20 protein-coding genes are annotated in these 26,549 nt (G+C 71.9%); 8 read left to right on the top strand and 12 right to left on the bottom strand.

The window, feature by feature from the left end; all coding sequences use genetic code 11:
- Window positions 1-33: 33 nt before the first annotated feature.
- The 3 genes from MQV74_RS21760 to aspS form a co-directional block, all read right to left on the bottom strand.
- Window positions 34-2,247 (bottom strand): hypothetical protein, encoded by a 2,214-nt coding sequence (locus MQV74_RS21760; RefSeq protein WP_242720066.1) that lies wholly within the window; start codon window positions 2,245-2,247, stop codon window positions 34-36.
- A 110-nt stretch (window positions 2,248-2,357) separates the two neighbouring features.
- A complete protein-coding gene (locus tag MQV74_RS21755; protein WP_242720063.1) occupies window positions 2,358-2,942 on the bottom strand; it encodes a TetR/AcrR family transcriptional regulator in 585 nt (194 codons plus the stop codon).
- 227 nt (window positions 2,943-3,169) lie between these two features.
- Entirely contained in the window at window positions 3,170-4,951 is a 1,782-nt protein-coding gene (aspS, locus tag MQV74_RS21750) for an aspartate--tRNA ligase (RefSeq protein ID WP_242720061.1), read from the bottom strand.
- A gap of 240 nt (window positions 4,952-5,191) precedes the next feature.
- On the opposite strand from aspS, the gene MQV74_RS21745 reads away from it, so the two are divergent.
- Window positions 5,192-7,489 (top strand): SpoIIE family protein phosphatase, encoded by a 2,298-nt coding sequence (locus tag MQV74_RS21745; RefSeq protein WP_242720059.1) that lies wholly within the window; start codon window positions 5,192-5,194, stop codon window positions 7,487-7,489.
- Here the strand turns inward: MQV74_RS21745 and MQV74_RS21740 are convergent.
- The 3 genes from MQV74_RS21740 to MQV74_RS21730 all read right to left on the bottom strand — a co-directional run bounded on the left by MQV74_RS21740 (window position 7,423) and on the right by MQV74_RS21730 (window position 11,213).
- Entirely contained in the window at window positions 7,423-8,508 is a 1,086-nt protein-coding gene (locus MQV74_RS21740) for an AI-2E family transporter (RefSeq protein WP_242720058.1), read from the bottom strand. The genes MQV74_RS21745 and MQV74_RS21740 overlap by 67 nt on opposite strands.
- Before the next feature lie 265 nt (window positions 8,509-8,773).
- On the bottom strand, window positions 8,774-9,730 hold the full coding sequence (locus MQV74_RS21735; RefSeq protein ID WP_242720056.1) for a pirin family protein: 957 nt from the start codon (window positions 9,728-9,730) through the stop codon (window positions 8,774-8,776).
- Between the two features lie 1,003 nt (window positions 9,731-10,733).
- Window positions 10,734-11,213, bottom strand: a complete 480-nt coding sequence (locus tag MQV74_RS21730) for an SseB family protein (protein WP_172385119.1) — start codon at window positions 11,211-11,213, stop codon at window positions 10,734-10,736.
- Between the two features lie 144 nt (window positions 11,214-11,357).
- Between MQV74_RS21730 and MQV74_RS21725 the strand changes: the two genes are divergently transcribed.
- The 4 genes from MQV74_RS21725 to MQV74_RS21710 all read left to right on the top strand — a co-directional run bounded on the left by MQV74_RS21725 (window position 11,358) and on the right by MQV74_RS21710 (window position 16,194).
- The gene (locus MQV74_RS21725; protein ID WP_242720054.1) at window positions 11,358-12,215 is read left to right on the top strand and encodes an alpha/beta fold hydrolase; all 858 of its coding nucleotides are present in this window, start codon (window positions 11,358-11,360) and stop codon (window positions 12,213-12,215) included.
- 129 nt (window positions 12,216-12,344) lie between these two features.
- Window positions 12,345-14,171: an acyl-CoA dehydrogenase gene (locus MQV74_RS21720; RefSeq protein ID WP_242720052.1), complete on the top strand. Its 1,827-nt coding sequence runs from the start codon at window positions 12,345-12,347 to the stop codon at window positions 14,169-14,171.
- 155 nt (window positions 14,172-14,326) lie between these two features.
- On the top strand, window positions 14,327-15,631 hold the full coding sequence (locus MQV74_RS21715) for a M18 family aminopeptidase (protein WP_242720050.1): 1,305 nt from the start codon (window positions 14,327-14,329) through the stop codon (window positions 15,629-15,631).
- Window positions 15,632-15,696: 65 nt separating this feature from the next.
- Window positions 15,697-16,194 (top strand): LURP-one-related/scramblase family protein, encoded by a 498-nt coding sequence (locus MQV74_RS21710; protein WP_242720048.1) that lies wholly within the window; start codon window positions 15,697-15,699, stop codon window positions 16,192-16,194.
- A 161-nt stretch (window positions 16,195-16,355) separates the two neighbouring features.
- Here MQV74_RS21710 and MQV74_RS21705 read toward each other — a convergent pair whose 3' ends face one another.
- Complete coding sequence (locus MQV74_RS21705) at window positions 16,356-17,186, bottom strand: carbon-nitrogen family hydrolase (protein WP_242720046.1); 831 nt, start codon at window positions 17,184-17,186, stop codon at window positions 16,356-16,358.
- Between the two features lie 136 nt (window positions 17,187-17,322).
- Between MQV74_RS21705 and MQV74_RS21700 the strand changes: the two genes are divergently transcribed.
- The gene (locus MQV74_RS21700) at window positions 17,323-18,147 is read left to right on the top strand and encodes a maleylpyruvate isomerase family mycothiol-dependent enzyme (RefSeq protein ID WP_242720045.1); all 825 of its coding nucleotides are present in this window, start codon (window positions 17,323-17,325) and stop codon (window positions 18,145-18,147) included.
- Window positions 18,148-18,214: 67 nt separating this feature from the next.
- Here MQV74_RS21700 and MQV74_RS21695 read toward each other — a convergent pair whose 3' ends face one another.
- Both MQV74_RS21695 and MQV74_RS21690 read right to left on the bottom strand, forming a co-directional pair.
- Complete coding sequence (locus MQV74_RS21695) at window positions 18,215-19,537, bottom strand: MFS transporter (protein WP_242720043.1); 1,323 nt, start codon at window positions 19,535-19,537, stop codon at window positions 18,215-18,217.
- Entirely contained in the window at window positions 19,534-20,256 is a 723-nt protein-coding gene (locus tag MQV74_RS21690; RefSeq protein ID WP_242720041.1) for a GntR family transcriptional regulator, read from the bottom strand. The genes MQV74_RS21695 and MQV74_RS21690 overlap by 4 nt, the downstream gene beginning before the upstream one ends.
- A gap of 460 nt (window positions 20,257-20,716) precedes the next feature.
- On the opposite strand from MQV74_RS21690, the gene MQV74_RS21685 reads away from it, so the two are divergent.
- Window positions 20,717-21,601 carry a D-alanyl-D-alanine carboxypeptidase family protein gene (locus MQV74_RS21685; RefSeq protein WP_242720039.1) on the top strand — a complete coding sequence of 295 codons (885 nt, stop codon included), beginning with the start codon at window positions 20,717-20,719 and terminating at the stop codon, window positions 21,599-21,601.
- 77 nt (window positions 21,602-21,678) lie between these two features.
- Here MQV74_RS21685 and MQV74_RS21680 read toward each other — a convergent pair whose 3' ends face one another.
- The 3 genes from MQV74_RS21680 to pdhA are packed head-to-tail and all read right to left on the bottom strand — an operon-like array spanning window position 21,679 to window position 25,339.
- Window positions 21,679-23,109 (bottom strand): dihydrolipoamide acetyltransferase family protein, encoded by a 1,431-nt coding sequence (locus MQV74_RS21680; protein ID WP_242720037.1) that lies wholly within the window; start codon window positions 23,107-23,109, stop codon window positions 21,679-21,681.
- Window positions 23,110-23,120: 11 nt separating this feature from the next.
- A complete protein-coding gene (locus MQV74_RS21675; RefSeq protein WP_242720035.1) occupies window positions 23,121-24,101 on the bottom strand; it encodes an alpha-ketoacid dehydrogenase subunit beta in 981 nt (326 codons plus the stop codon).
- A 2-nt stretch (window positions 24,102-24,103) separates the two neighbouring features.
- Window positions 24,104-25,339 (bottom strand): pyruvate dehydrogenase (acetyl-transferring) E1 component subunit alpha, encoded by a 1,236-nt coding sequence (gene pdhA, locus MQV74_RS21670; RefSeq protein WP_242720033.1) that lies wholly within the window; start codon window positions 25,337-25,339, stop codon window positions 24,104-24,106.
- Window positions 25,340-25,698: 359 nt separating this feature from the next.
- Here pdhA and MQV74_RS21665 point away from each other — a divergent pair, with 359 nt between their 5' ends.
- A complete protein-coding gene (locus tag MQV74_RS21665) occupies window positions 25,699-26,361 on the top strand; it encodes a response regulator (RefSeq protein ID WP_150512111.1) in 663 nt (220 codons plus the stop codon).
- The last annotated feature ends 188 nt before the right edge of the window (window positions 26,362-26,549 follow it).

Here is a 26,549-nt window from a genome sequence, read left to right as displayed (position 1 = left end):
CATCCGACGTCCCTTCGCCGTCCGCCCGGCCCGTCAGCCGATGTGCCGCGTGCACGCACACGGCTTCAACGGCTGTCGCTCCCCCGCCCGTTCGGCCCACTCCCCGGCCGTGCGCGACAGCACCTCGACCCCCGGCACGGGTTCGTCGCCGAGCCGGTCGAGCAGCTGCCGCCAGGTGCCCGTCACCGCCGGGTCCACCGGACCCGTGCGGTCCTCGTACAGCCACACCGCGTGCAGCAGCCGGTCCACGCGGCGGCGCAGCACGTCGTCGCCGGGCGCGGGCACCTCCCCGAGCGCGCGGGCGTGCCGGTCGTCCGGCGTGCCCGCGAGCGGCGCCTCGCAGGGCGCGCCCGCGACGGCGAGCAGCTCTCCGCACCAGTCGGCCATGGAGCGGCGCGGGTCGCGTGCGGGGAACGACCGCGTCAGGTGGTCGACGGCCCGCGCGGCCCCGGACGCGGCCAGGTCGTGGTGCGCGGCGTGCGCGGCCGCCGAGCCGAACAGCTCGTCGGCGGCGTCCTGGCCGGGCCCCGCGGCCGGGGGCGGCGGCCCGAAGTGGTCCCGCAGCAGGGCGTGGTCGGCGCGCCACACCGCGCCCCGCCCCCGGCCCGCGCCGCCCGCCGTCGCGTACAGGCGCCGCATCAGGAGGTGGCGCAGGCCGCGGTCGCCGATGAAGTGGCGCGGGCAGTGCGGCCAGCCGTTGTCCTGGAGGAGTTCGGCGACGCGGTACGCGGACAGGCGCTCGTCCCGCTCGCCCTGCCGGGCCCGGATCAGGCGCTGTGCGCACGGCCCGGTGTGCGCGACCGACAGATGGCTGAGCAGGTCGAGCCAGTGGCCGTGCTGCTCGGGCGGCAGTTCCTCGGGGAGCTGGCGTCCGACCAGATCGTCGAGGAGCAGCTCGGCGACGGGCCGCGGCGGCGCCTCGGACGCCTCCCGGCAGCGCACCGGCGCGTCGAGCAGGGACCAGTCGGTGAGCGCGGCCGGGTCCGGGACGCGCAGCGCGGCCGCGGCCTCGCCGAGGCGGGTGACGAAGCGGGGGCGGCCGCCGCTGAGCCGGTGCACGGCGCTCTCCACGCGCAGCCGCGCGGCGTGCTCGTCCGGCCGGTGGCCCACGTCGCGGCCGTGCCCCCGGAGCCGGGCCAGCTCGTGGTTCTGCTGCTCGGGGGTCAGCAGCGGCATCCGGACGAGCAGCACGCCGCGCGCGGGGGCGACCAGGCCCGGAACGCCGCCCTGTCTTCGCGCCCAGCCGGGCAGGCCGCCGTCGGCGGGGCCCCAGACGGCCGGGGCGTCCGCGGCCCCGTCCGGCGAGCGGTACAGGAAGCGGCCGCCGTCGGCGCGGCGCGCGGTGGCGAGGACGACCACGCGGTCGTGGTGGCCGCTCTCGCGGTCGAGCAGCACGGACCGGACGAGGCGGCGGCCGACGCCGTTGTCGGCGTGGTCGAGCAGGACGGCGGGCCGCCCGGCGCGCGCGACGCGGCCGCGTACGGAGGTGTACGCGGCCTCCACGTCCTCGCGCAGGGCCCGGAACAGGAAGCTCTCCGCGTTGGCGCGGGCCTCGCCGCCCTGCTGGAAGTCGACGCTCAGCGCGTGCAGGCCGAGCCGGGGGTGTCCGGCCGCGCCCGAGTAGGAGCCGTAACAGGCCTCCAGGGCGGCCTTGCCCTCGGACGAGGTCCGCTCGAAGAGCTCGTCGAGTATGGCGGTGATCAGCGGTGTGGCCAGCGGCTGGGCGACGAGGAGCGCGCCGAGCGCGGCCAGGTAGGCGCGGAAGGCGCGGTGCAGCACGCCGCCCCAGAACGAGCCCCTCGGCAGCAGGTCGTCGTATCGGCGCACCTCGCCCAGGCCGTCGGCCGGGTTGGCCAGGGCGTCCCCCGCGGCGACCGCGACCAGGCCCGCGTACAGGCGCGGGGCGCCGATCGCCCCGCCGTCGCCGCTCCAGGCGCCGAACTGGACGGCCAGCTCCCGCAGGGCCTCTGTCGCCTCCGAGCGGGTGCTGCGCCGCTGGTCGGCGCCTTCGCGGAACACGGGCGCGGCGCAGTCGACGTGCGCGGCCGGAACGTGGCGCCCGAACGCGTCGCGCACGCACGCCAGCAGCCGCCCCTTGCCCATGCCGGGTCCGCCGGTGACGAGCACCACCGGCAGGTCGGGCCCGTACAGGAGCGGGCGGTTGCGGCCCTTGGCCGTCTTGCCGAGCAGCCGGGCGACCAGGCCGTCGTCGTCCAGCAGTTTGCCGAATCCCAGATCGTCGGGCACCGGTCCCCCGAAGCGTCACGATTCCGTCCCGCGCCCCGTAGCGTGACGGATCGTCAGGGTAAGGGCACGACAGGGGTGTTGAGGAGACCCCGCCGCGTCACGATTGGCCGTCAGGCTCCGGTGAGCGCGGGGTTCGGGGTGAGGATGCGGCGCAGGATCGCCTCGACCTCGGCCCGGGTCGGGGGGCTCTGCGAGGCGAGGGAGCGCAGGCTGATCCCCATGAGCGCGGCTCCCGCGGCGGCGGCGGTGTCCGGGTCGGTGTAGTGGGCCAGGGCGCGCAGGATGTGCCCCTGGTGCTCCTCGGCGATGTGGCGCAGCGCTGGCCGGCGCAGCGCGGCGAGGTACAGCTCCAGGTCGACCACCTGCTGGGCCCGCTCGGGCCCGGCGAGCGGCGGCAGGACCGCGTCGGCGAGCAGCACGGCGTGCTGCTCGGGCGTGAGCTCGGGCCGACGGGCGACCCACTCGTCGAGGTACGCGGCGAACCGGTCGACGGATCGGCGCAGGGCCGCCGCGATCAGGTCGTCCTTGGTGGCGAAGTGGTACGTCGTCGCGCCGAGCGGCACCCCCGCCTCGGCGGCGACGGCCCGGTGCGTGAGCCCCTCGACGCCGCGCTCGGCGATGACGCGCTCGGTGGCGGCGGCGATCTCCTCGACACGCCGCGCGGGATCGCGCCGACGGGGCTCGGCGGCGGCCATGGGGGCCCTTCCTGACGGAGCAGACAACAGTACGTATGTACTGTAACGCGGCACGAGCGCCTGGCGGAGTTCAAGCCCGTCCGGCGTTTGAGGACGAGGCGCGAAGCGCCAATGAGGGGGAAAGGGGCGAAGCCCCAGACGAATGGGGCCCGAACCGGAAGGGGCCCGAACGGAAAAGGGGGCCCGGGACCGCCAAGGTCCCGAACCCCCTGACCTGAGCCAGAGGCTTACTTCTCGGCCTGCTCACCCTTGGCGGGAGCCTTGCGCAGGGCGATGTTCAGCTCCTTGAGCCGCGCCTCCTCCAGGACCGTGGGCGCGCCCATCATCAGGTCCTGGGCGTTGCCGTTGAGCGGGAAGGCGATGGTCTCGCGGATGTTCGGCTCGTCCGCGAGGAGCATGACGATGCGGTCGACGCCCGGCGCGATGCCGCCGTGCGGCGGGGCGCCGAGGCGGAAGGCGCGGAGCATGCCCGCGAACTCCTGCTCGACGGTCTCCGCCGCGTAGCCCGCGATCTCGAAGGCCTTCAGCATGACCTCGGGCTCGTGGTTGCGAATGGCGCCGGAGGACAGCTCGATGCCGTTGCAGACGATGTCGTACTGCCAGGCGAGGATGTCCAGCGGGTCCTTCTCCTCCAGGTCCTTCATGCCGCCCTGGGGCATCGAGAAGGGGTTGTGGGAGAAGTCGATCTTGCCGGTCTCCTCGTCCTTCTCGTACATCGGGAAGTCGACGATCCAGCAGAAGCGGAAGACGTTCTCCTCGAAGTGGCCCGCGCGCTTGGCGGCCTCGACGCGGACCGCGCCCATGATCTTGGAGACCTCGTCGAACTCGCCCGCGCCGAAGAACACGGCGTGGCCGGCCTCCAGGCCGAGGCGCTTGGTCAGCTCCGCCACGTTCGCCTCGGTGAGGAACTTGGCGATCGGGCCCGCGAAGGCCCCGTCCTCGCCGACGCGGATCCAGGCCAGGCCCTTGGCGCCGTGCTCGACGGCGTACTCACCGAGGCCGTCGAAGAACTTGCGGGACTGCCCGGCCGTGTCCGGCACCGGCAGCGCGCGCACGTGCTTGCCCGCGAAGGCCTTGAACTCCGAGCCCTCGAAGACGTCGGTGATGTCGACGAGTTCGAGCTTGGCGCGCAGGTCCGGCTTGTCGTTGCCGTACTTCAGCATCGACTCGCGGAACGGGATGCGCGGGAACGGCGAGGTGACCTCGCGGCCGCCGCCGAACTCCGTGAACAGCTCGGTCATGAGCTTCTCGATGGGCTGGAAGACGTCTTCCTGCTCCACGAAGCTCATCTCGACGTCGAGCTGGTAGAACTCGCCCGGCGAGCGGTCCGCGCGCGCGTCCTCGTCGCGGAAGCACGGCGCGATCTGGAAGTAGCGGTCGAAGCCGGAGATCATCAGCAGCTGCTTGAACTGCTGCGGCGCCTGCGGCAGGGCGTAGAACTTGCCCGGGTTCAGCCGGGAGGGGACCACGAAGTCGCGCGCGCCCTCGGGGGAGGTCGCGGTGAGGATCGGCGTCGCCATCTCGTTGAAGCCGAGGGCCACCATCTTGTGGCGGATCGCGGCGATGACGGCCGAGCGCAGCATGATGTTGCGGTGCATGCGCTCGCGGCGCAGGTCGAGGAAGCGGTACTCCAGGCGCCGCTCCTCGTTGACCCCGTCCTCCGCGTTGATCGTGAAGGGCAGCGGGGCCGCGGCGCCGAGCACCTCGACGTCGGCGGCCTCGATCTCGATCTCGCCGGTGGGCAGCTCCGGGTTCACGTTGTCCGCGCCGCGGGAGACGACCTTGCCGTCGACGCGGACGACCGTCTCCTTGGAGAGCTTGTCCAGGGCCTCGGCGGCGGCCGTGCCGGGACGGGCGACGAGCTGCGTGATGCCGTAGTGGTCGCGCAGATCGATGAAGAGGATGCCGCCCAGGTCGCGCCGATTGTGCAGCCAGCCGCTCAGCCGGACGTCCGTGCCGACGTCAGAGGCGCGGAGCTCACCGCACGTGTGGGACCTGTACCGATGCATCGTCGTTCATCCAGTCTTTCGAGATCGGGGGGACGCTAGCGCTCAAGGCTACCGTTTGCCAGCGCCCCATAGGGGCGCGGGACCGTACCCATGAGCGGCTCCGCCGCGTGGCGCGCCCGGCCACCGCAAGCCCGCGGCCGCGAAATCGAGCGAAGCGATGCGGCGAGAGCGCGAACCGCCAGCGAAGCCGCGCCCGGCACTCGGTGGCGGCTGGTCCGTACCTCTTCCTACAGTGAAGCAATGCGCACCAATGAGCCCCGCGAGCAGGGGGGTGACGCCTCCCTGCCGCCCGGCCAGGGCGCACTGCCCCCTGTGGAGGACGTACTCGCCGCGATCGCCACCGGCCTGTGGCGGTGGGACAACGCGAGCGGCACCGTCACCCTCGACGCGGAGGCCGCCCGGCTGCTCGGCCTCGCGCCGCGCGCCCAGACCACCACCGAGGTCGGCGTGCGCTCCCGCTTCCACCCGGTCGACTGGAACGAGATCCACGGCATCGTGCAGCTCGCCGTCGCCGAGGGCACCCTCGCCGAGGCCCGGCTGCGGATCATGGACGAGCAGGGCCGGCACGTCCTGCGCACGGTCCGCAGCCGCACCAAGCCGGTCGTCCACGACTCCTCGTCGACGGCGTACGAGCTCATCGGCACCCTCCAGGAGGTCACCGAGCCGGGGCCGGGCGCCGCCGCCCGCGCGCCCGTCACCGGCGACTGGCGCCGCTCCCGCGAGGCCTTCCTGCTCGACGCGGGGCGCGCGCTCGCGGAGGCGCGGTCCACGGAGGAGGTCCTGCGGGTCGCCGCGGGCCTGTCGATGCCCGGGTTCTCCCCGGACGGCCTCGCCGTCTTCGGCTCCACCGGCGACCGGCTCACCGTCGTCGGCCACCACGGACACCACGGCTACGGGGACGACGATCCGCTCGCCGCCATGCCCCTGGACACCGACTACCCGGCCGCCGAGGTGCTGCGCACCGGCCGCGCCGTCTATCTGTCGTCGCCGCAGGAGTACCGCCGCCGCTATCCGACGACGTGGCCCCTCGCGTCCCGCTTCAAGCGGCAGTCCTGGGCGTTCCTGCCGCTGACCGTGGCGGGCCGCACGATGGGCGCCTGGATGGCCGCGTTCACGTACCCCGTGTCGTTCACGCCCGACGAGCGCTCCGTCCTGACGACGGTCGCCCGGATGCTGGCGCAGGCCCTGTCGCGGGCCGGGGTCGCGGAGTCCGAGCGGGAGCTGACCGAGGGCCTCCAGCGGTCCATGATGCCGACGCTCGGCCCCGAGATCCCCGGCATGAGCGTCGCCGCGCGCTACGTCCCGACCGGCGGCGGCCTCCAGGTCGGCGGCGACTGGTACGACATGATCCCGCTGCCCAGCGGCCGCATCGCCTTCGTCATCGGCGACGTACAGGGCCACGACGTCCGGGCGGCGGGCCTGATGGGGCAGCTCCGCATCGCCCTGCGCGCGTACGCCTCGGAGGGCCACCGCCCGGACGCGGTCCTGTCCCGCGCCACCCGCTTCCTGTCCGGCATCACGGACGGCATCACCTACGGTTCCACGGACTCCCGCAACGACCCCGACCACGCGGCCACGGACCCGCGCTTCGCGACGTGTCTCTACGTAGAGGCCGATCCGGCGACCGGCCTCCTGGAGATCGCCCGCGCGGGCCACCCCGAACCCGTCATCCGCATGTCCGACGGAACGGTCCTGCAGCGGCCCATCGCGGGCGGCCTGCCCCTGGGCATCGACCCGGACGCGGACTACCCCACGACCCGGCTCGTCCTCGACACCGGCGAGACGATGCTGATCTGCACCGACGGCCTGATAGAGACCGGCGGCCACGACCTGGAGACCGGCTGGACGCGGATCCGGCGCATCCTGGAGAACTACGACGGGTTCTCCGAGTACGCGGAGCCCGCGGGCCCGGAGTACGAGACCCGGTCCCGTCCCTCCGGGGCGGACGACGACCTGGAGACCCTCGCCGACGCCCTCGTCCAGGCGGTGCACGGGCCCTCCTCGCACCACACCACGGGGCCGCTCGCCGACCGCCGCGAGGACGACATCGCCCTCCTGCTGCTGCGCCGCACCGGGCGCCCCGAGGAGCGCGTCCGCATCCGCCGCACGATGCTGACCATCGCGCAGGCCGAGCCGGAGCGCGTCGCGGGCGCGCGCGGGCACCTGCGGGACCTGCTGCACGACTGGGCGGACACCGACCAGGTCGACTCCGCCGTCCTGCTGATCTCCGAGATGATCACCAACGTCCTGGTGCACACCGACGGCGACGCCCTCCTCGTCGCCGAGGTCACCGGCGAGAACGGCACGCGCAGGCTGCGCGCGGAGGTCACCGACAGCAGTGACGACCTGCCGCACAAGCGCCACCCCGGCGAACTCGCCTCCTCCGGGCGCGGCCTCGTCCTCATGGACCTGCTCGCCCACCGGTGGGGCGTGGACCCGCGCGGGGAGGGCAAGAGCATCTGGTTCGAGCTCTACGAAGGCTCGGCCTCGGCCGAAGGGGATGCCGGGGAGGGCCCCGCGGACGCCTTCTCCGTGTAGCGGGCCCGCAACTCGCTGACCACTCCGAAGGCCGCGGCCGTCAGCGGCACGGCGAGCAGCATGCCGATGATCCCGGCGACGGACGCGCCCGCGGTGATCGCGAGCATCACCACCGCCGGGTGCATCTGCACGGTCCTGCTCTGGATCATCGGCTGGAGCACGTGCCCCTCCAGGACCTGCACCGCGAGCACCACGCCGAGCGCCCACAGGGCGATGACGAGGCCCCGGTCGGCGAGCGCCACGAGGATGGCGATGGCCCCGGAGAGGAACGCCCCCAGGTACGGGATGTAGGCCCCGACGAACACCAGGGCGCCGAGCCCCCACGCCCCCGGAACGCGCAGGATCAGCAGCCCGACGGTGATGCACACCGCGTCGATGAGCGCGATGAACGTCGTCCCGCGCATGAACCCCTCGACGGCCGTGAAGGCCCGCCGCGCCATCGCCTCCACGGTGTCCCCGGAGTGCGCGGGCACCAGGGACCGCAGCGTGCTCGCCGCCTTGTGGGAGTCCCGCAGGAAGAAGAACACGAGCAGCAGCGCGAGGACCGCGGTCGCGATCATCTCGCCGACCACGCTCAGGCCGCTGACCACCCCCGAGGCCGCCGTGCCGCCGAACTTGCCGAGGAGGTCCTTGGAGTTGGACGCCAGGTCGTCCAGGGAGGTGCCGGCCGCGCCGAAGTGCTTCGACAGGTCGTGCGCGGCGTTCTTGAGGGAGTCCACGATCTGGCCGCCGGTGTCGATCAGGGCCTTCACGACGATGTACGTCGCCCCGCCGACGACCGCGAGCACGGCCGCGCACGTCAGCCCCGCCGCGAGGGACCGCTGCACCCGCATCCGCACCAGGCGCCGGTACAGCGGCCCGAGCAGCGCGGTCCCGAGCAGCGCGAGCAGCACGGGGGTGACGGCGGTCTTGAAGACGACGCACAGCCAGACCCCGACGGCCGCGACACCCGTGACGAGCAGGGCCACCACACACCAGGCGGCAAGCCGCCGCACCACCTCAGGCAGAAGCGAAGACACCCTGCCACCCGACCACGCCCCCCACCGCTCCGCACGCGGAACGACGCGCCCGGGTGCCCCACCCGCTCCACCGCGGCTGCCCCTCCCGCCCCGGCTGCGGGCAGCTGGGCCGCCCAGAGGGCGGAACGGGTGGGCACAGCCCACGGCGCCGAGCAACCGTCCAACAGGGGCACCGCCCCGGGCAGAGGGGCACCGCCCCGCGCCGAGCGCCCGCGCGGGCAGAGGGCACCCGCCCCGCAGAGGGGGGCAGGCGCCCAGCCGGAGGTCACATGCCGTGCACCGCGGGCACGGACCCCAGCCGCCCCTTCTGGAAGTCCTCGAACGCCTGCTGCAGCTCCTCGCGCGTGTTCATCACGAACGGCCCGTAGTGCGCCATCGGCTCCCGAATCGGCTGCCCGCCAAGGAGCACGACCTCCAGATCCGGCGTGTGGGAGTCCTGCTGCTCGTCCGCCCGGACGGTGAGGGAACCCCCCGCCCCGAAGACGGCGGTCTGCCCCACCTGGACGGGCCTCCGCTCGGCGCCCACGGACCCGCGCCCGGCCAGCACGTACGCCAGCCCGTTGAAGTCCTCCCGCCAGGGCAGCGTGACCTCGGCCCCCGGCCGCACCGTCGCGTGGACCATGGTGATCGGGGTGTGCGTGATCCCGGGCCCCTCGTGCCCGTCGAGCCCACCGGCGATGACCCGCAGGAGCGCCCCGCCGTCCGGCGAGGTGAGCAGCCGCACCTGACCACCGCGGATGTCCTGGTAACGGGGGTCCATCATCTTGTCCTTGGCGGGCAGGTTCACCCACAGCTGGAGCCCGTGGAAGAGGCCGCCGGACATGACGAGCGACTCCGGCGGCGCCTCGATGTGGAGCAGGCCGGAGCCGGCCGTCATCCACTGGGTGTCGCCGTTCTTGATGGTGCCGCCGCCACCGTTGGAGTCCTGGTGCACGAACGTGCCGTCGATCAGATACGTCACGGTCTCGAAGCCGCGGTGCGGGTGCCAGGGCGTGCCCTTGGGCTCTCCGGCCGCGTACTCCACCTCGCCCATCTGGTCCATCATGATGAACGGGTCGAGGTACTTGTAGTTGATCCCGGCAAAGGCCCGGCGCACCGGGAACCCTTCGCCCTCGAAGCCGCTCGGCGCGGTCTTCACGGCGAGCACGGGCCGCGCCGTGGTGTCGGCGGGCACGGTCACGCGGGGCAGGGTCAGCGGGTTCTCAACGGTCACTGCAGGCATGGTTCGGACCTCCTCTTGCGCTCAGGTTAGTTGAACGTAGAACTTTCTGCCACCTGGAACGCGGCACGGCCCGACGGCATTCCCGCCGCCCGCCCCGCCACACACCCCCCTGACCGAAACGCGCCCCCCGCCACCCGCGGCACACCTCCGCACCCCGCCGCACACCCACCCCGCGCCCACCGCCACAAGACCGCCATATATCCCACATATAGAGATAACGACTCCCCGGAACGCACCGAAAGAAGCGCAACCCATTGACAACGTGATCCGGAGACCAATTCGCTCTCCACGCAACAACAGGAGCGCATTTCTCGACACCCTTTGGGGCGTCCGTGAATTGCCGCCCCTAAACCACTGTTTCCGCGTACTCAAAACGCAGAGAGGGAGGTTTTCGCATGGCTAAGATCATCAAGGCCCTTAAGGCCGCCACGAAGAAGAACGAGCCGAGGACGAGGCGAGCCTGAAGCAGTCCGCCTGGCACATCTGGTACTGAGCGCCCTGCTGACCCGGGTCCGGACCGCCCGGCACGTCCGGTACTGGCCTTCGGGCCCGTGGGCCCGCGCACGGCACAGGAGCCGGTTTCCTTCCGTTCCGCCGCGCGGGCCCCTCATTCCGGAGACCTCCGCATGCCATCCACCGAGCACAGCCAGAATCGGCGGAGCCAAAAGGCGGGGGCGCCACCGCCGCCACCGTAGAGAATTCATAAAGCGCAGCGATGTACGGAACCGGCGGCCCCGGAAATCCATCGGCCCCGCCGCGGACATATCCGCGAAATCGCCGCACCACCGTTTTCGCGCCGCGGCTTCAGGCCCTCCTCGACGAGCACACCGGCAAGGATCTCGTACGGCTGGAACCCGACACGATCGGCGTCGCGGGCGCGGAGCTCCCCGACCACGTCCTGGCCGCGCGCCGGACGACCGAGACCGAGCGCCCCGCCTTCAAGCCCCTGCACGGCCGCTCGATCTCCAAGGCTCCCAGGACCGGCCTGCTCGTAGCCCGGTGGTCAGCCGTACATGCGGCGCATCGCGAAGTCCACCATCTGCTCGACGGCCTTCGCGTCGAACACCATGCGGTGCTCGCCCTCCATGTCCAGGACGAAGCCGTAGCCGGTCGGCAGCAGGTCGATCACCTCGGCGCCGGTGATGACGAAGTACTTGGAGTCCTTGCCCGCGTAGCGGCGCAGCTCCTTGAGGGACGTGAACATCGGGATGACCGGCTGCTGGGTGTTGTGCAGCGCGAGGAAGCCCGGGTTGTCACCGCGCGGGCAGTACACCTTCGAGGTCGCGAAGATCTGCTGGAAGTCCTCGGCGGACATCGAGCCCGTGGTGAACGCGCGCACCGCGTCCGCGAGGGACGGCGGCGACGGCTCGGGATACAGCGGGGGCTGCTGGCCGTAACCACCGGGCATCTGCGCGTGCTGCTGCGGCTGCTGCGGCGGGGCGTACCCCTGGCCGACACCGGCGTGTTGGTCGTAGCCGTACATGACCCCCAGCCTACCGAGAGCGGCGTGGCGGGCCGCCGGAATATTTATCTAGTGACCGCTAGACAATGGCGTGGCGACTCGGCTACGGTTTTTGTAGTGGCAGCTACAGATAGTCGTGGCCGCCGGAACCGGAGGGGGACTCCCATGCCCGCACACCCGCAGACGCCGACCTCAGCGACGGATTCGCCGGTCGCGACCGCACCCGCGCCCGGCGCGACGTTCGCCCGCACGGCCGCGGGCACAGGCCCCGGAGTGCTGCTCGCCCACGGCGCGGGCGGCTCGATCGCGGCCAACTACGGCCCGGTTCTTGACGCGTTGACGCCGACGCACCGCGTCGTCGGCGTCGACTACCCGGGCACGGGAGCCACCCCCCGGTCCCGGACCCCGCTGACCCTGGACGCGCTCGCGGACGAGCTGGTCGCGGCGGCCGACGCCGAGGGCCTGGAGACCTTCGCCCTGGTGGGCTATTCGCTGGGCACGGCCGTGGCGCTGCGGGCGGCGACGCGGCACCCGCAGCGGGTGACGGCCCTGGTCCTGACGGCCCCCTTCGCCCGCCCGGACACCCGTACGCGACTGACGGCCGAGGTCTGGCGCGGCCTCGCCGCGTCCGGCGACCGGGACACCCTGGCCCGGTTCCTGCTGCCGCTCGCGCTGAGCCCGGCGGCCCTCGCGTCCCTGTCCGCAGCCGACACGGAGGCGACCGTGCGGGGCACGGCGGAGTCGGTCCCGGAGGGCTCGGCGGACCATGTGGACCTGGTGGCCAGGGTCGACGTGCGGGCCGACCTGGCGCGGATCGCGGTGCCGACCCTGGCGGTCATCACGACCGAGGACCAGCTGATCCCGCCCGCGCTCCAGCGCGAGGCGGCGGCGGGCATCGCGGGCGCCCGGACGGCGGACCTCGCGACGGGCCACCTGCCCTTCGCCGAGAAGCCCGCTCAGTGGCAGCGGCTGATATCCGACTTCCTGGACGGCCTGCCCGCGCACGGGAGCGGGAGGAAGTAGACCCAGCTCACACTTGGCCGCTCAGGGGTTGCCTCTTATTACCGACGGGTAGCATCATTTAAGACCACAAGCTACTTACTGGTACGCCTACGAGGTCCCCGCCTCCCAAGCCATTACGGAGCCGTCGCCATGGGGCACTACAAGTCGAATCTCCGCGACATCGAGTTCAACCTCTTCGAGGTCCTCGGCCGCGACAAGCTGTACGGCACCGGCCCGTTCGCGGAGATGGACGTCGAGACCGCCAAGAGCGTCCTCAGCGAGCTCGCCCGCCTCGCGGAGAACGAGCTGGCCGCTTCCTTCGAGGACGCCGACCGCAACCCTCCGGTCTTCGACCCGGAGACCAACACCGCCCCCGTGCCGGCCTCCTTCAAGAAGAGCTACCAGGCCTTCATGGACTCCGAGTACTGGCGCCTCGGCCTGCCCGAGGAGATCGGCGGCACCACCTCGCCCCGCTCCCTGATCTGGGCGTACGCGGAGCTGCTCCTCGGCTCGAACCCGGCGATCTGGATGTACTCCTCGGGCCCGGCGTTCGCCGGGATCCTCTTCGAGGAGGGCAATGACGTCCAGAAGAAGATCGCCGAGATCGCCGTCGAGAAGCAGTGGGGCTCGACGATGGTCCTCACCGAGCCGGACGCCGGTTCGGACGTGGGCGCGGGCCGCACCAAGGCCGTGCAGCAGGAGGACGGCTCCTGGCACATCGAGGGCGTGAAGCGCTTCATCACGTCCGGCGAGCACGACATGTCGGAGAACATCCTCCACTACGTCCTCGCCCGCCCCGAGGGTGCCGGCCCCGGCACCAAGGGCCTGTCCCTCTTCCTCGTCCCGAAGTTCGAGTTCGACTTCGAGACCGGCGAGCTCGGCGCCCGCAACGGCGCGTACGCGACGAACGTCGAGCACAAGATGGGCCTCAAGGCGTCCAACACCTGCGAGATGACGTTCGGCGACCAGCACCCCGCCAAGGGCTGGCTGATCGGCGACAAGCACGACGGCATCCGCCAGATGTTCCGCATCATCGAGTTCGCCCGCATGATGGTCGGCACGAAGGCGATCTCCACCCTCTCCACGGGCTATCTGAACGCCCTGGAGTACGCCAAGGAGCGCGTCCAGGGCCCCGACCTCGCCCAGTTCATGGACAAGAGCGCGCCGAAGGTGACGATCACCCACCACCCGGACGTGCGCCGCTCCCTCATGACGCAGAAGGCGTACGCGGAGGGCATGCGCGCCCTGGTCCTGCACACCGCCGCCGTCCAGGACGAGATCGCGGTCAAGGAGGCGGCGGGCGAGGACGCCACCACCCTGCACGCGCTCAACGACCTGCTGCTCCCCATCGTCAAGGGCTACGGCTCCGAGAAGGCCTACGAGCAGCTGGCCCAGTCGCTCCAGACCTTCGGCGGCTCGGGCTACCTGCAGGAGTACCCGATCGAGCAGTACATCCGCGACGCCAAGATCGACACGCTCTACGAGGGCACGACCGCCATCCAGGGCCAGGACTTCTTCTTCCGGAAGATCGTCCGCAATCAGGGCGCCGCACTCAACGGCCTCGCCGAGGACATCAAGAAGTTCCTCGCCGTCGGCACCGGAGGCGAGGAGCTCGCTGGGGCCCGCGAGGAGCTGGCCAAGGCCGCCGTCGAGCTGGAGGCCATGGTCGGCGTCATGCTGACCGACCTCGCCGCCACCGAGCAGGACGTGAAGTCGATCTACAAGGTCGGGCTCAACACCACCCGCCTGCTGCTCGCCTCCGGTGACGTGGTCGTGGGCTATCTGCTGCTCCGCGGTGCCGCCGTGGCCGCCGAAAAGCTGCCGACCGCGGCCTCGAAGGACGTGCCCTTCTACCAGGGCAAGATCGCCGCCGCCAGGTTCTTCGCGGCGAACGTCCTGCCGGGCGTCGCCACCCAGCGCGCCCTCGCCGAGGGCGTGGGCCTCGACCTGATGGAGCTGGACGAGGCCGCGTTCTAGGCCTCACCGATGCTCTGGTGGCCCGCTCCCGTCCAGGGGCGGGCCACCGGCGTCGGACGGCGCCCGCCGCGGCGGGCGGAAGGGGACGGGACCAGGGGCACCACCGCGGCCGGAGGCCCCGCACAGGGCCCGAGGGCCTGGTTAGGCTGAGCGGCATGCGCACACGCCCCCGCTTCGATCGCGGTCACACCGACGACCTGATGTCCTTCCTCGCGGCCAGCCCGTCGCCGTACCACGCCGTGGCGAGCGCCGCGGAGCGACTGGAGAAGGCGGGCTTCAGGCAGGTCGAGGAGACCGACGCCTGGGACGCCTCGAGCGGCGGCAAGTACGTGCTGCGCGGCGGCGCGATCATCGCCTGGTTCGTGCCGGAGGGCGCGAGCGCCCACACCCCGTTCCGCATCGTCGGCGCGCACACCGACTCCCCGAACCTGCGGGTGAAGCCGCTGCCGGACGCCGGCGCCCACGGCTGGCGCCAGGTGGCCGTCGAGATCTACGGCGGACCGCTCCTCAACTCCTGGCTGGACCGCGACCTCGGCCTCGCGGGCCGCCTCACCCTGCGGGACGGCTCCACCCGTCTGGTCAACGTGGACCGCCCGCTGCTGCGCGTGCCCCAACTGGCCATCCACATGGACCGTTCGGTGCCCACCGAGGGCCTCAAGCTCGACAAGCAGAAGCACATGCAGCCCATCTGGGGCCTGGGCGACGACGTGCGCGAGGGCGACCTGATCCGCTTCGTGGAGGAGGAGTGCGACCTCGCCCCCGGCGAGGTGACCGGCTGGGACCTCATGACCCACTCCGTCGAGGCGCCCGCGTATCTGGGCCGCGACCGCGAGCTGCTCGCGGGCCCGCGCATGGACAACCTCCTGTCCGTGCACGCCGGTACGGCCGCGCTCGCGGCCGTGGCCACCGCCTCCGGGGCCGACGCGCTGCCGTACATCCCGGTGCTCGCCGCGTTCGACCACGAGGAGAACGGCTCGCAGTCCGACACCGGCGCCGACGGCCCGCTGCTCGGCGGCGTCCTGGAGCGCTCGGTGTTCGCCCGCGGCGGCCGCTACGAGGACAAGGCCCGCGCCTTCGCGGGCACGGTGTGCCTGTCGTCCGACACCGGGCACGCCGTGCACCCCAACTACGCGGAGCGGCACGACCCGACGCACCACCCGCGCGCCAACCGCGGCCCGATCCTGAAGGTGAACGTCAACAACCGCTACGCCACCGACGGCGCCGGCCGCGCGGTGTTCGCCGCCGCGTGCGAGAAGGCGGGCGTGCCGTTCCAGTCGTTCGTCTCCAACAACGCGATGCCCTGCGGCACGACCATCGGCCCCATCACGGCGGCGCGGCACGGCATCAAGACGGTCGACATCGGCGTGGCGATCCTGTCCATGCACAGCGTGCGCGAGCTGTGCGGCGTCGACGACCCGCCCATGCTGGCGGACGCGCTGCGGGCGTTCCTCGAAGGCTGACCCCTTTCGGGCCGTCCCTGCGCCCAGGAGGCGGAAACATCCCGTTTGCGGGTACCCATGGGCACATGAGGCTTCTCGTACGCGACCGTCTGTTCGGCATCGGTGACGACTACTGGATCGAGGACGACCGGGGCCGCAAGGTCTTCCTCGTCGACGGCAAGGCCATGCGGCTGCGGGACACCTTCGAACTGAAGGATCCGCAGGGCCGGGTGCTCATCGACATCCACGCCAAGATGCTCGCCCTGCGCGACACGATGGTGATCGAGCGCGAGGGCGAGCCGCTGGCCAGGATCAAGCGCAAACGGCTCTCGCTGCTGCGCAACCACTACCGCGTGGAGCTGGCCGACGGCAGCACCGTGCTCGACGTCAGCGGCAAGATCTTCGACCGCGAGTTCGCGATCGAGTACGAGGGGGAGCTGCTCGCGGACATCTCCCGCCGCTGGTTCAGCGTGCGGGACACCTACGGCCTCCACATCACCCGCGAAGACGCCGACCCGGCCCTCCTGGTGGCCATCACGGTCTGCGTCATCCGCCTGGCGGAAAAGGAACACGGCGAGGACTAGCCGCCCCCCTGCCTGCAGCGGTCGGCCCCCGCCGCTGTGGGCAATCGTCCCGCAGGGCGAGTGGGGCATCCCCTGCTCGAGCGGAGCCGAGAGCTTGGGGAAGGCGTGGGCACAGCACCGAGGCGCCGCTCAGCCGTCAAAGCAAGGGCGCGGCCCAGCCGTCAAAGCCGGGGCTCGGCCACGCCCAGCCGCCGGTCCTTCAGCGCCGGGAACTGCTCCCGGACCTCCGCGACCTTGGCAAGGTCGAGATCCACGGTGAGGACCTCAGCCCCGGAGGGCCCCGCCTCCGCGAGCACCTCTCCCCAGGGGTCGACCACCACACTCGCACCCGCCTGCTCCACCCCCGCATGCGCCCCCGCAGTCCCGCACGCGAGCACGAACACCTGGTCCTCCACCGCCCGCGCCCGCGCGAACAGCGACCAGTGCGCGCGCCGCCGCGCGGGCCACCCCGCGGGCACCACGAAGACCTCGGCCCCCGCGTCCACGAGCCCCCGGAAGAGCTCGGGGAAGCGCAGGTCGTAGCAGGTGGCGAGGCCGAGCACGGCCTCGGACGCCCGGACGGTGACCAGTTCGTGGCCCGCGCCCATCAGCACGGCCTCGCCCTTGTCGAAGCCGAAGCGGTGGATCTTGCGGTAGGCGCCGGCGAGCTCACCGGCGGGCGAGAAGACGAGGGAGGTGTTGTAGAGGGCGCCGTCGGCCCCGGCGGAGCCGCCGTCGGACGGGGCGCGCTCAGGAATGGACCCCGCGTGCAGCCACACGCCCGCGTCGCGCGCGGCCTCGGCCATCGCCTCGTACGTCGGACCCTGAAGCGGTTCCGCCTCCGTGGCGAACGCCTCGTACCCGAAGGCCCCGGTGGTCCACAGCTCGGGCAGGACGATCAGATCGGGGCCCTCACGCTCGGCCACCTCGCGCACCAGCGAAGAGACCCGCAGCCGCCGGGACTTGACTGATTCGTCATCCTCTACGGCGATCTGGAGGAGAGAGGCGCGCACAGTACCACCGTCCTGGCATTCGAACCGTCAAGTAGGCCTACGATCGTCACACGAAAGCACTGCCGGGGTGCCCACGGGCAGCGTAACTTAAAGCCCCAAGACACCCACCGCCCGCGTACGACCGCCGAGGGGTCCCGTGAGTCTCCATCCCAGCCTGCAAACCTACGCCGATGCCTGGGCCCACGCCGTGGAAGCGATATCCGAGCTGGTGACCCCGCTCGCCGAGGGCGAGTGGAACCAGCCAACCCCGTGCCCGGGCTGGTCCGTCCGGGACATCGTCTCGCACGTCATCGGCCTGGACTGCGAGATGCTCGGCGATCCGCGTCCGATCCACACGCTGCCGCGCGACCTGTACCACGTGAAGACCGAGGGCCAGCGGTACATGGAGATGCAGGTGGACGTCCGCCGCCACCACACGGCACCGGAGATGACCTCCGAGCTGGAGTACACGATCATCCGCCGCAACCGGCAGATCCGGAACGAGTCGCGCGCCCCGGAGACCATGGTGCGCGGCCCCCTCGGCACCGAGCAGAGCCTCGAACTCGCCATGCGGATCCGGGCCTTCGACGTGTGGGTGCACGAGCAGGACCTGCGGGTCACGCTGGGCAGGCCGGGAAACCTCGACTCTCCGGGCGCGTACGTCGCCCGCGATCTGATGCTGTACGGCCTCGCGAAGGTCGTCGCCAAGAAGGCGGGCGCCCCCGCGAACTCCGCCGTGGTCGTCGACGTGAGCGGCCCGGTGGAGTTCCTGCGCACGGTCCGCGTCGACGCGGAGGGCAGGGGCACCGTCGACAACACGCCCTCGCTGGGCCCGCTCGTCACCATCGCCACCGACTGGGAGACGTACGCGCGGCTGGCCTGCGGGCGCGTGACGCACACGGCGGTCCGCGACCGCGTGAAGGTCGAGGGCGACCAGGAGCTGGCCGAAGCGATCCTGGGGGACTTCTCCGTCACCCCGTGACCCGGCCCCGAGGAGACGCCTGCCCACGATGCGGCCCCGGGGAGGGGGCGAGCCCCCTCCCACCGCCTCACGCCGCGGGCACGTGCACCGTCTCCACCCGGCTGGCGACGAGCCGCTCGCGCTCCCGGCGCGCCGCGCGTCCCCGCAGCCGCAGGATCTGGCTCACCCCGAGCGCCTGAAGGACGAAGACCGAGGAGAACGCGATCCGGTAGTCGTCGCCCGTGGCGTCGAGGAGGACGCCGACCGCGAGCAGCGTGGTCATGGACGCCACGAAGCCGCCCATGTTGGTGATGCCCGAGGCCGTGCCCTGGCGCTCCGGCGGGTTCGCGGGGCGCGCGAAGTCGAAACCGATCATCGAGGCGGGACCGCACGCCCCGAGCACCACGCACAACACCACGAGCAGCCACATCGGCGCGTGCGCACCGGGGTAGGCGAGGGCGCCCGCCCAGACGGCCGCGGTCGCGCCCACCGTGCCGAGCGCCAGCGGAAGCCGCGCCGCGTGGTGCCGGGCCACGATCTGGCCGAAGACCAGGCCGACCGCCATGTTCGACAGGACGACGAGGGTCAGCAGGTCGCCCGCCGCACCCCGGCTGAGGCCCTGCGCCTCGACCAGGAACGGCAGGCCCCACAGCAGCAGGAACACCATCGCCGGGAACTGCGTGGTGAAGTGCACCCACAGGCCGAGCCGGGTGCCGGGCTCCCGCCAGGACCGCGCGATCTGCTCGCGCACGAAGCCGGGCCCGGCCGCGTCCCGGGCGGCCCGCGGCGGCGGCTCGTGGCCCTCGGGGTGGTCCTTCAGGAACAGCGCCATGACGACGAGGACGACGACTCCGGCGAGCGCGCTGCCCGCGAACGCCTTGGTCCAGCCGACGTCGTGCAGGAGCCTGGCCAGGACGAGCGTGGAGACCAGGTTGCCCGCCATGCCCACCAGGCCCGCGAGCTGCGCGACCAGGGGCCCGCGCCGGGCCGGGAACCAGCGGGTGCCGAGCCGGAGCACGCTGATGAACGTCATCGCGTCGCCGCAGCCGAGCAGCGCGCGGGCGGCGAGCGCCGTCCCGTACGAGGGCGCGAGCGCGAAGCCGAGCTGCCCCGCGGTGAACAGGACCGCGCCGAGCGTGAGGACCTTCTTCGTGCCGAGCCGGTCGACCATCAGGCCGACGGGTATCTGCATGCCCGCGTACACGAGGAGCTGGAGGATCGAGAACGTCGACAGGGCCGACGCGTTGACGTGGAAGCGGTCGGCGGCGTCCAGGCCCGCGACGCCGAGCGACGTACGGAAGGTGACCGCGACGAAGTAGACGGCGACGCCGACGGACCACACGAACACGGCCCGCCGTCCGCCCGGCGGGTCCCCGGGCAGCCGCCCGGCCTTGGTGACGGAGGAGCTCATCGCGTGGCCCCCCGGGCCAGGTTCTGGAACCAGCCCACGTGCCGGGTGACGACCGCCACCGCGGCGTCCGCGTCCTCGGCCGTCAGCGCGGCCAGGATCTCCTCGTGCTCGGCCAGGGTCTTGGCGATCCGGTCGGGGTGGGAGTGCATCACCGCGACGCCCATCCGCAGCTGCCGGTCGCGCAGCTGGTCGTACAGGCGCGCCAGGATCTCGTTGCCGCCGCTGCGGACGATCGTGGCGTGGAAGCAGCGGTCCGTGGTGGCCGCCCCCGCGAGGTCGCCCGCTGCGGCCTGGCCCCGCTGCTTCTCCAGGAGCTCGGCGAGCCGGTCGAGCAGGCCCGGCGGCGCGGGCACCGCCTTGCGCACCGCGTGCGTCTCCACCAGGAGCCGGGTCTCGACGACGTCCGCGATCTCCTGCGCGGAGACGGGCAGGACGAGCGCGCCCTTCTTCGGGTAGAGCCGGAGCAACCCCTCCACCTCCAGCTTCAGGAGCGCCTCGCGCACGGGGGTGCGGGACACCCCCACGGCCTCGGCCAGCTCGCCCTCGGTCAGGAGCGTGCCGCCCTCGTAGTGCCGCTCCAGGACGGCCCGCTTCACGTGCGCGTAGACGCGCTCGGCGGCGGGGGGCTGTTTGCCGGAGGCGGCGGGGGCCGTGGCGGGGGCGGCGAGGCCGGACGTGGCGGGGGCGGGGGCCGTCGGAACGAGGGGAGCGGTCGGCATGCGCACAGCATAGATACAACAGGTATGCGATGGATCTTGCGTCCACGATCCGGACAGCGCTCCCACGCCGCCCCGACCCGCGCCCTCGCCTCGATCCGGCCGGCCCCCGACGTCGGCCCGCGCTCCGATGCGCCCCGCACCCACGCGTCGATCCGGCCAGCCCCCGCGCTTCGATCCGGCCAGCACCTCCGCACCGGCCCGCGCTTCGATCCGGCCAGCACTCACACGCACCCGGCCGCCCCCCCGCCCCGCCCGGACGCGGCACTCGTACGTACGTGACCATGCGACAACTTTCGGGTCACTTTTTCCGTCGTCCGTGCATCCTTCACGCCCCGTCGCGAGTCTTGTCCGTGGCGGCTCCCCCATGTCGTCTGTAATTCAGGGTGATTTGGGGTGCGGGCCGCCCAACTTACGCATCAGGGACAATGGAGCGTTTACTTTGAGAATCCGGACAACAGGCATGCGCCGGGCCTCGGCCGCCGCCGTCATCACGGCCGGAGCCGTCATGACGACGACGGTCATCACGGTCCCCGCCGCGCACGCCGCCGCGCCGCCCAAGCCGTCGATCTCGGCCAAGGGCGGCTTCCTCATGAACAGCGGCACGGGCAAGACGCTGTTCACGAAGAGCGCCGACACCCGCCTCAAGACGGGGTCCACCACCAAGATCGCGACCGCGCTCACGGTGCTGAACCAGCCGGGTCTGAACCTGAACCGCAAGGTCAAGTACCAGAAGGCGTACAGCGACTACATCGTCCGCAACGGCGCCTCCTCGGCCAAGGGCCTGATCGTCGGCGACACCGCCACGGTCCGCGAGCTGCTCTACGGCCTGATGCTGCCGTCCGGCTGCGACGCCGCCTACGCCCTCGCCGACACCTACGGCAAGGGCTCCTCGCGCGCCGCCCGTGTGAAGTCCTTCATCGGCAAGATGAACAAGACCGCGCGCGACCTGGGCCTGCGCAACACGCACTTCGACTCGTTCGACGGCATAAGCAATGGCGCGAACTACTCCTCGCCGCGCGACCTCACCAAGCTGACGGTCAAGGCGATGAAGAACTCGCTCTTCCGCACCGTCGTGAAGACCAAGGGCTTCAAGGCCAAGCCCAAGATGCCCAACGGCGGCACCCGCGGGATGCCGACCTGGGGCAACACCAACCAGCTGCTCGGCACCTACCGCGGTGCCATCGGCGTGAAGACCGGCTCCGGCGCCCAGGCCAAGTTCAACCTGGTCTTCGCCGCGACCCGCAACGGCAAGACGATCGTCGGCACGGTCCTGACCGCGCCGACGAAGGAAGCCCGTTACAAGGACGCCAAGAAGATCATGGACTACGGCTTCCGCGTCGCGTAACTCCCCCGCGAGCAGGACACGGGAGAAGGGGGCCCGCCGCACACCGCGGCGGGCCCCCTTCTCCCGTACGCGCGCAACTACGCCCAGGTCAGCAGCCGCTTCGGCTGCTCCAGGATCGCCGCCACGTCGCCGAGCACCTTCGAGCCCAGCTCCCCGTCCACCAGGCGGTGGTCGAAGGAGAGGCCGAGGGTGGTCACCTGGCGCGGCTTCACCTTGCCCTTGTGGACCCACGGCTGGAGCTTGATCGCGCCGACCGCGAGGATCGCCGACTCGCCGGGGTTCAGGATGGGCGTGCCCGTGTCGATGCCGAAGACGCCGATGTTCGTGATCGTCACCGTGCCGCCCTGCATGGCGCCGGGCGACGTCCTGCCCTCGCGGGCCGTGGACACCAGCTCGCCGAGCGAGGCGGCCAGTTCGGGCAGGGTCTGGGCGTGCGCGTCCTTGATGTTCGGCACGATCAGACCGCGCGGGGTCGCCGCGGCGATGCCCAGGTTCACATAGTGCTTCTGGACGATCTCCTGGTTCGCCTCGTCCCAGGCGGCGTTCACCCCCGGGTTGCGGCGGATCGCCACCAGGAGCGCCTTGGAGATCAGCAGCAGCGGGTTGACCCGCAGGCCCTCGAAGGCCCGGTCCTGCTTCAGCTCCTCGACGAGCTTCATCGTGCGCGTCACGTCCACCGTCACGAACTCCGTGACGTGCGGCGCCGTGAACGCCGAGCTGACCATCGCCTGCGCGGTCGCCTTGCGGACGCCCTTGACCGGGATGCGCGTCTCCCGCGCGTCCCCGGCCACCACCGCTACGGGCTCCTGGACCGCCGCCGCGGGGGCCGCGGGCGCGGGCGCCGGGGCCACCGCCGCGTGCACGTCCGCACGGGTGATGACGCCGTCCGGGCCCGTCGGCGTGACCGTGGCGAGGTCCACGCCCAGGTCCTTGGCGAGCTTGCGCACGGGCGGCTTGGCCAGCGGCCGGGTCCCGGCGGGCGCGGCGGGCGCGGCGGCCGCCGCCGGGGCGGGCGGCGCGCTGTGGCCGTTCAGCTCGGCCTGGACGGCGGCCGCCGCCGGCGAGGGCTCGGCCTGGCCCGGCACCTGCTTGCGGGCGCGGCGCTTGGTGGAGGACTCCGACACGCCGTACCCGACGAGGACCGGCTGGCGCCCCGAGGGGGCCGCGGGCTCCGCCGACGGCGCGGGCTCCGGCGCGGCGGCGGGCGCGGGCGGCGCCGCCTCGGGCGCGGGCGCCGCGCCCCCGGACACGTCCACGGTGATGATCACCTGGCCGACGTCCACGGTCGTGCCCTCGGCGAACCGGAGTTCACGGACCGTGCCGTCGAACGGGATCGGCAGCTCCACGGCCGCCTTGGCCGTCTCCACCTCGCACACGACCTGGCCGTCGGTGACGGTGTCGCCCGCGGCCACGTACCACTTGAGGATCTCCGCCTCGGTGAGTCCCTCGCCCACGTCGGGCATCTTGAACTCGCGGACGGCCGACGTGGTGTCAGTCATTGTCGTCACGACCTCTTCCCTCAGTACGCAAGCGAGCGGTCGACGGCGTCGAGCACCCGGTCGAGGCCCGGCAGATAGTCCTCTTCCACCCGCGCGGGCGGATACGGGGAGTGGAAGCCGCCGACCCGCAGGACGGGCGCCTCCAGGTGGTAGAAGCAGCGCTCGGTGATGCGCGCGGCGATCTCCGCGCCCGCGCCGAGGAACACCGGCGCCTCGTGCACGACGATCAGCCGGCCGGTCTTCTCGACCGAGGCCTGCACCGTGTCGAAGTCGATCGGCGAGACGGAGCGCAGGTCGACGACCTCCAGGGACCTGCCCTCCTCGGCCGCGGCCGCGGCCGCCTCCAGACAGGTGCGCACCATCGGGCCGTACGCCACGAGCGTCGCGTCCGTGCCCTCGCGGGCCACGCTCGCGCCGTGCAGCGGGTCCGGGATGGCCTCGGTGTTGACCTCGCCCTTCTCCCAGTAGCGCCGCTTGGGCTCGAAGTAGATGACCGGGTCGTCGCTCTGGATGGCCTGCTGGAGCATCCAGTACGCGTCCGACGCGTTCGAGGGAGAGACCACCTTCAGGCCCGGGACGTGTGCGAACAGCGCCTCGGGGGACTCGCTGTGGTGCTCGACGGCGCCGATGCCGCCGCCGTACGGAATGCGGATGACGACCGGCACCTTGACCTTGCCGAGCGACCGCGCGTGCATCTTCGCGAGCTGCGTGACGATCTGGTCGTACGCGGGGAAGACGAAGCCGTCGAACTGGATCTCCACGACCGGCCGGTAGCCGCGCAGGGCCAGGCCGATCGCGGTGCCGACGATGCCGGACTCGGCGAGCGGCGTGTCGATGACGCGGTCCTCGCCGAAGTCCTTCTGCAGCCCGTCCGTGACCCGGAAGACGCCGCCGAGCTTGCCGACGTCCTCACCCATCACGAGGACCTTGGGGTCGGCCTCCAGGGCCGTGCGCAGGGATTCGTTGATCGCCTTGGCGACCGGCAACTTCTTCACGGCCATGACTACTTGACCTCTCCGCCGGTGACGGCGTCCGCAGGGGCGTCCGCGAACGACGCTTGGTAGGCGGCGAAATCGGCCCGCTCCTCGTCCACGAGAGCGTGCCCGTCCGCGTAGATGTTCTCGAAGATCGACATCGGCTCGGGGTCGGGCATGGACCGCACCGCGTCCCGCACCCGCTTGCCCAACGTCTCGCTCTCCGCGTCGAGTTCCGCGAAGAACGCCTCGTCCGCGTGGCCCCCGGCCTCCAGATACGCCCGCAGCCGCTTGATCGGGTCCTTGGCCTCCCACGCCTCGCGCTCCTCGTCGCGGCGGTAGCGCGTCGGGTCGTCGGAGGTGGTGTGCGCGCCCATGCGGTACGTGAACGCCTCGATGAGGGAGGGGCCCTCGCCGGTGCGCGCCCGCTCCAGCGCCCACTTGGAGACCGCGAGGCAGGCGAGGACGTCGTTGCCGTCGACGCGCACGCCCGGGAAGCCGTAGCCCTGCGCGCGCTGGTACAGCGGTACGCGGCTCTGCTTCTCGGTCGGCTCGGAGATCGCCCACTGGTTGTTCTGGCAGAAGAACACCACGGGGGCGTTGTAGACCGCGGAGAACGTGAAGGCCTCCGCCACGTCGCCCTGGCTGGTGGCGCCGTCGCCGAGGTACGCGACCACCGCGCTGTCCGCGTCGTCCTTGGCCACGCCCATCGCGTAGCCCGTCGCGTGCAGCGTCTGGGAGCCGATCACGATGGTGTACAGGTGGAAGTTGTTGCTGTTGGGGTCCCAGCCGCCGTGGTTCACGCCGCGGAACATGCCGAGCAGCAGCGTCGGGTCGACGTCCCGGCACCAGGCGACGCCGTGCTCGCGGTAGGTGGGGAAGACGTAGTCGTCGGCGCGGGTCGCGCGGCCCGAGCCGACCTGCGCCGCCTCCTGGCCGAGCAGCGAGGGCCACAGGCCCAGCTCGCCCTGGCGCTGGAGCGTGACGGCCTCCGCGTCGAAGCGGCGGGTCATCACCATGTCCCGGTACAGCGCGCGCAGGTCCTCGGGGGTCACGTCCGCCACGTACTTGTCGTACGCGGGGTTCTCGACCCGCTCGCCCTCGGGCGTCAGCAGCTGGACGAGCTCGGGCTCAGCGCCCGGGCCCACGGCCTTCTTGGCACTCGCGCTCTTCTTCGCGCCTGCGCTCTTCGCGCCGGCACTGGTGCGCTTGGCGCCGCTGCCTGCGCGGCGCGGCGTACGCGCGGCGGTGCTTTCCACGGTCACGTGTGCTCCTCCGTCGGTCCGGCCCCCGGGGTCCACCGGCAGGCCAGTACGGCTCGCCCGATTCCAGCCCGTCGCACGGGGTGGGTGCGGCTCAGCGGGATTAGGCGTGACAGTCGTCCCGGCGAGCGCCCTTCTCCAAGCACGTTACCCAGTGCGTACCGAAAGTGTGAAACCCCGTCTGACCTGCAATTTTGCTTGGATTTCCAAGTAAAGGCCCACTAGGAAATCCAACTAAACCGAGAAGCCGGGAAACACATGCTGGTCACGCCACTGATCACAGCCTGGCAGGGGGCCGGAACACCGGCACGTTATCCCGGCCACCCCGGGCACGGGAAGAGTTGATGTGTGACACTGGCACCGTGCGCGAACAAGGAAAAATCACGGTATTCCTGCTCGATGATCACGAGGTCGTGCGTCGCGGAGTCCATGAGCTCCTCTCGGTGGAGTCCGACATCGAGGTGGTCGGAGAGGCGGGCACGGCCGCCGACGCCTTGGTGCGCATTCCGGCCACGCGTCCGGATGTGGCGGTGCTCGACGTCCGCCTTCCCGACGGCAGCGGGGTCGAGGTCTGCCGTGAGATCCGTTCGCAGGACGACTCCATCAAATGCCTGATGCTCACTTCCTTCGCGGACGACGAGGCCCTCTTCGACGCCATCATGGCCGGTGCCTCCGGATATGTCCTGAAAGCCATTCGCGGCAATGAACTCCTGACCGCCGTGCGGGACGTCGCCGCCGGAAAGTCCCTGCTCGACCCGGTCGCCACGGCCCGCGTCCTGGAGCGCCTGCGCGACGGCAACGGCGCGAAGGGCGACGACCGCCTGGCCAACCTCACCGAGCAGGAGCGCAAGATCCTCGACCTGATCGGCGAGGGCCTCACCAACCGCGCCATCGGCGAGCGCCTCCACCTCGCCGAGAAGACGATCAAGAACTACGTCTCCAGCCTGCTGTCCAAGCTCGGCATGGAGCGCCGCTCGCAGGCGGCGGCGTACGTGGCGCGGATGCAGGCGGAGCGCCTTCGCTGAGCGCTCGGCGGGGTGTGCCGCGCCTGGCTCGGGCTTCTGCGGCACCGTTGTGCCTTGCCGCGCCCACGCGGCGGAGCCGCACAGGCACACAGCCCCGCGCCCCTTCGGGGCGCTCCCGTACCCCGGGCCTTTGGGACTTACGGCCCCCTGTCTACGGGGCGGGCGGCTCTTCTGCTGCCCCGCGCGCG

The organism is Streptomyces sp. AN091965 (assembly GCF_022698285.1).
Classification (GTDB): Bacteria; Actinomycetota; Actinomycetes; order Streptomycetales; family Streptomycetaceae; genus Streptomyces.
Note: the sequence above shows the minus strand (reverse complement) of the source record. Positions and strands in the feature narration are given on the sequence as shown.

Coding starts and splice junctions, on each gene's coding strand:
- MQV74_RS21675 (WP_242720035.1), bottom strand. CDS start 24,101: ATGGCCGTGAAGAAGTTGCCGGTCGCCAAGGCGATCAACGAATCCCTG.
- MQV74_RS21745 (WP_242720059.1), top strand. CDS start 5,192: ATGCGCACCAATGAGCCCCGCGAGCAGGGGGGTGACGCCTCCCTGCCG.
- MQV74_RS21685 (WP_242720039.1), top strand. CDS start 20,717: ATGCGCCGGGCCTCGGCCGCCGCCGTCATCACGGCCGGAGCCGTCATG.
- MQV74_RS21755 (WP_242720063.1), bottom strand. CDS start 2,942: ATGGCCGCCGCCGAGCCCCGTCGGCGCGATCCCGCGCGGCGTGTCGAG.
- aspS (WP_242720061.1), bottom strand. CDS start 4,951: ATGCATCGGTACAGGTCCCACACGTGCGGTGAGCTCCGCGCCTCTGAC.
- MQV74_RS21730 (WP_172385119.1), bottom strand. CDS start 11,213: ATGTACGGCTACGACCAACACGCCGGTGTCGGCCAGGGGTACGCCCCG.
- MQV74_RS21720 (WP_242720052.1), top strand. CDS start 12,345: ATGGGGCACTACAAGTCGAATCTCCGCGACATCGAGTTCAACCTCTTC.
- MQV74_RS21715 (WP_242720050.1), top strand. CDS start 14,327: ATGCGCACACGCCCCCGCTTCGATCGCGGTCACACCGACGACCTGATG.
- MQV74_RS21690 (WP_242720041.1), bottom strand. CDS start 20,256: ATGCCGACCGCTCCCCTCGTTCCGACGGCCCCCGCCCCCGCCACGTCC.
- MQV74_RS21695 (WP_242720043.1), bottom strand. CDS start 19,537: ATGAGCTCCTCCGTCACCAAGGCCGGGCGGCTGCCCGGGGACCCGCCG.
- MQV74_RS21710 (WP_242720048.1), top strand. CDS start 15,697: ATGAGGCTTCTCGTACGCGACCGTCTGTTCGGCATCGGTGACGACTAC.
- MQV74_RS21735 (WP_242720056.1), bottom strand. CDS start 9,730: ATGCCTGCAGTGACCGTTGAGAACCCGCTGACCCTGCCCCGCGTGACC.
- MQV74_RS21725 (WP_242720054.1), top strand. CDS start 11,358: ATGCCCGCACACCCGCAGACGCCGACCTCAGCGACGGATTCGCCGGTC.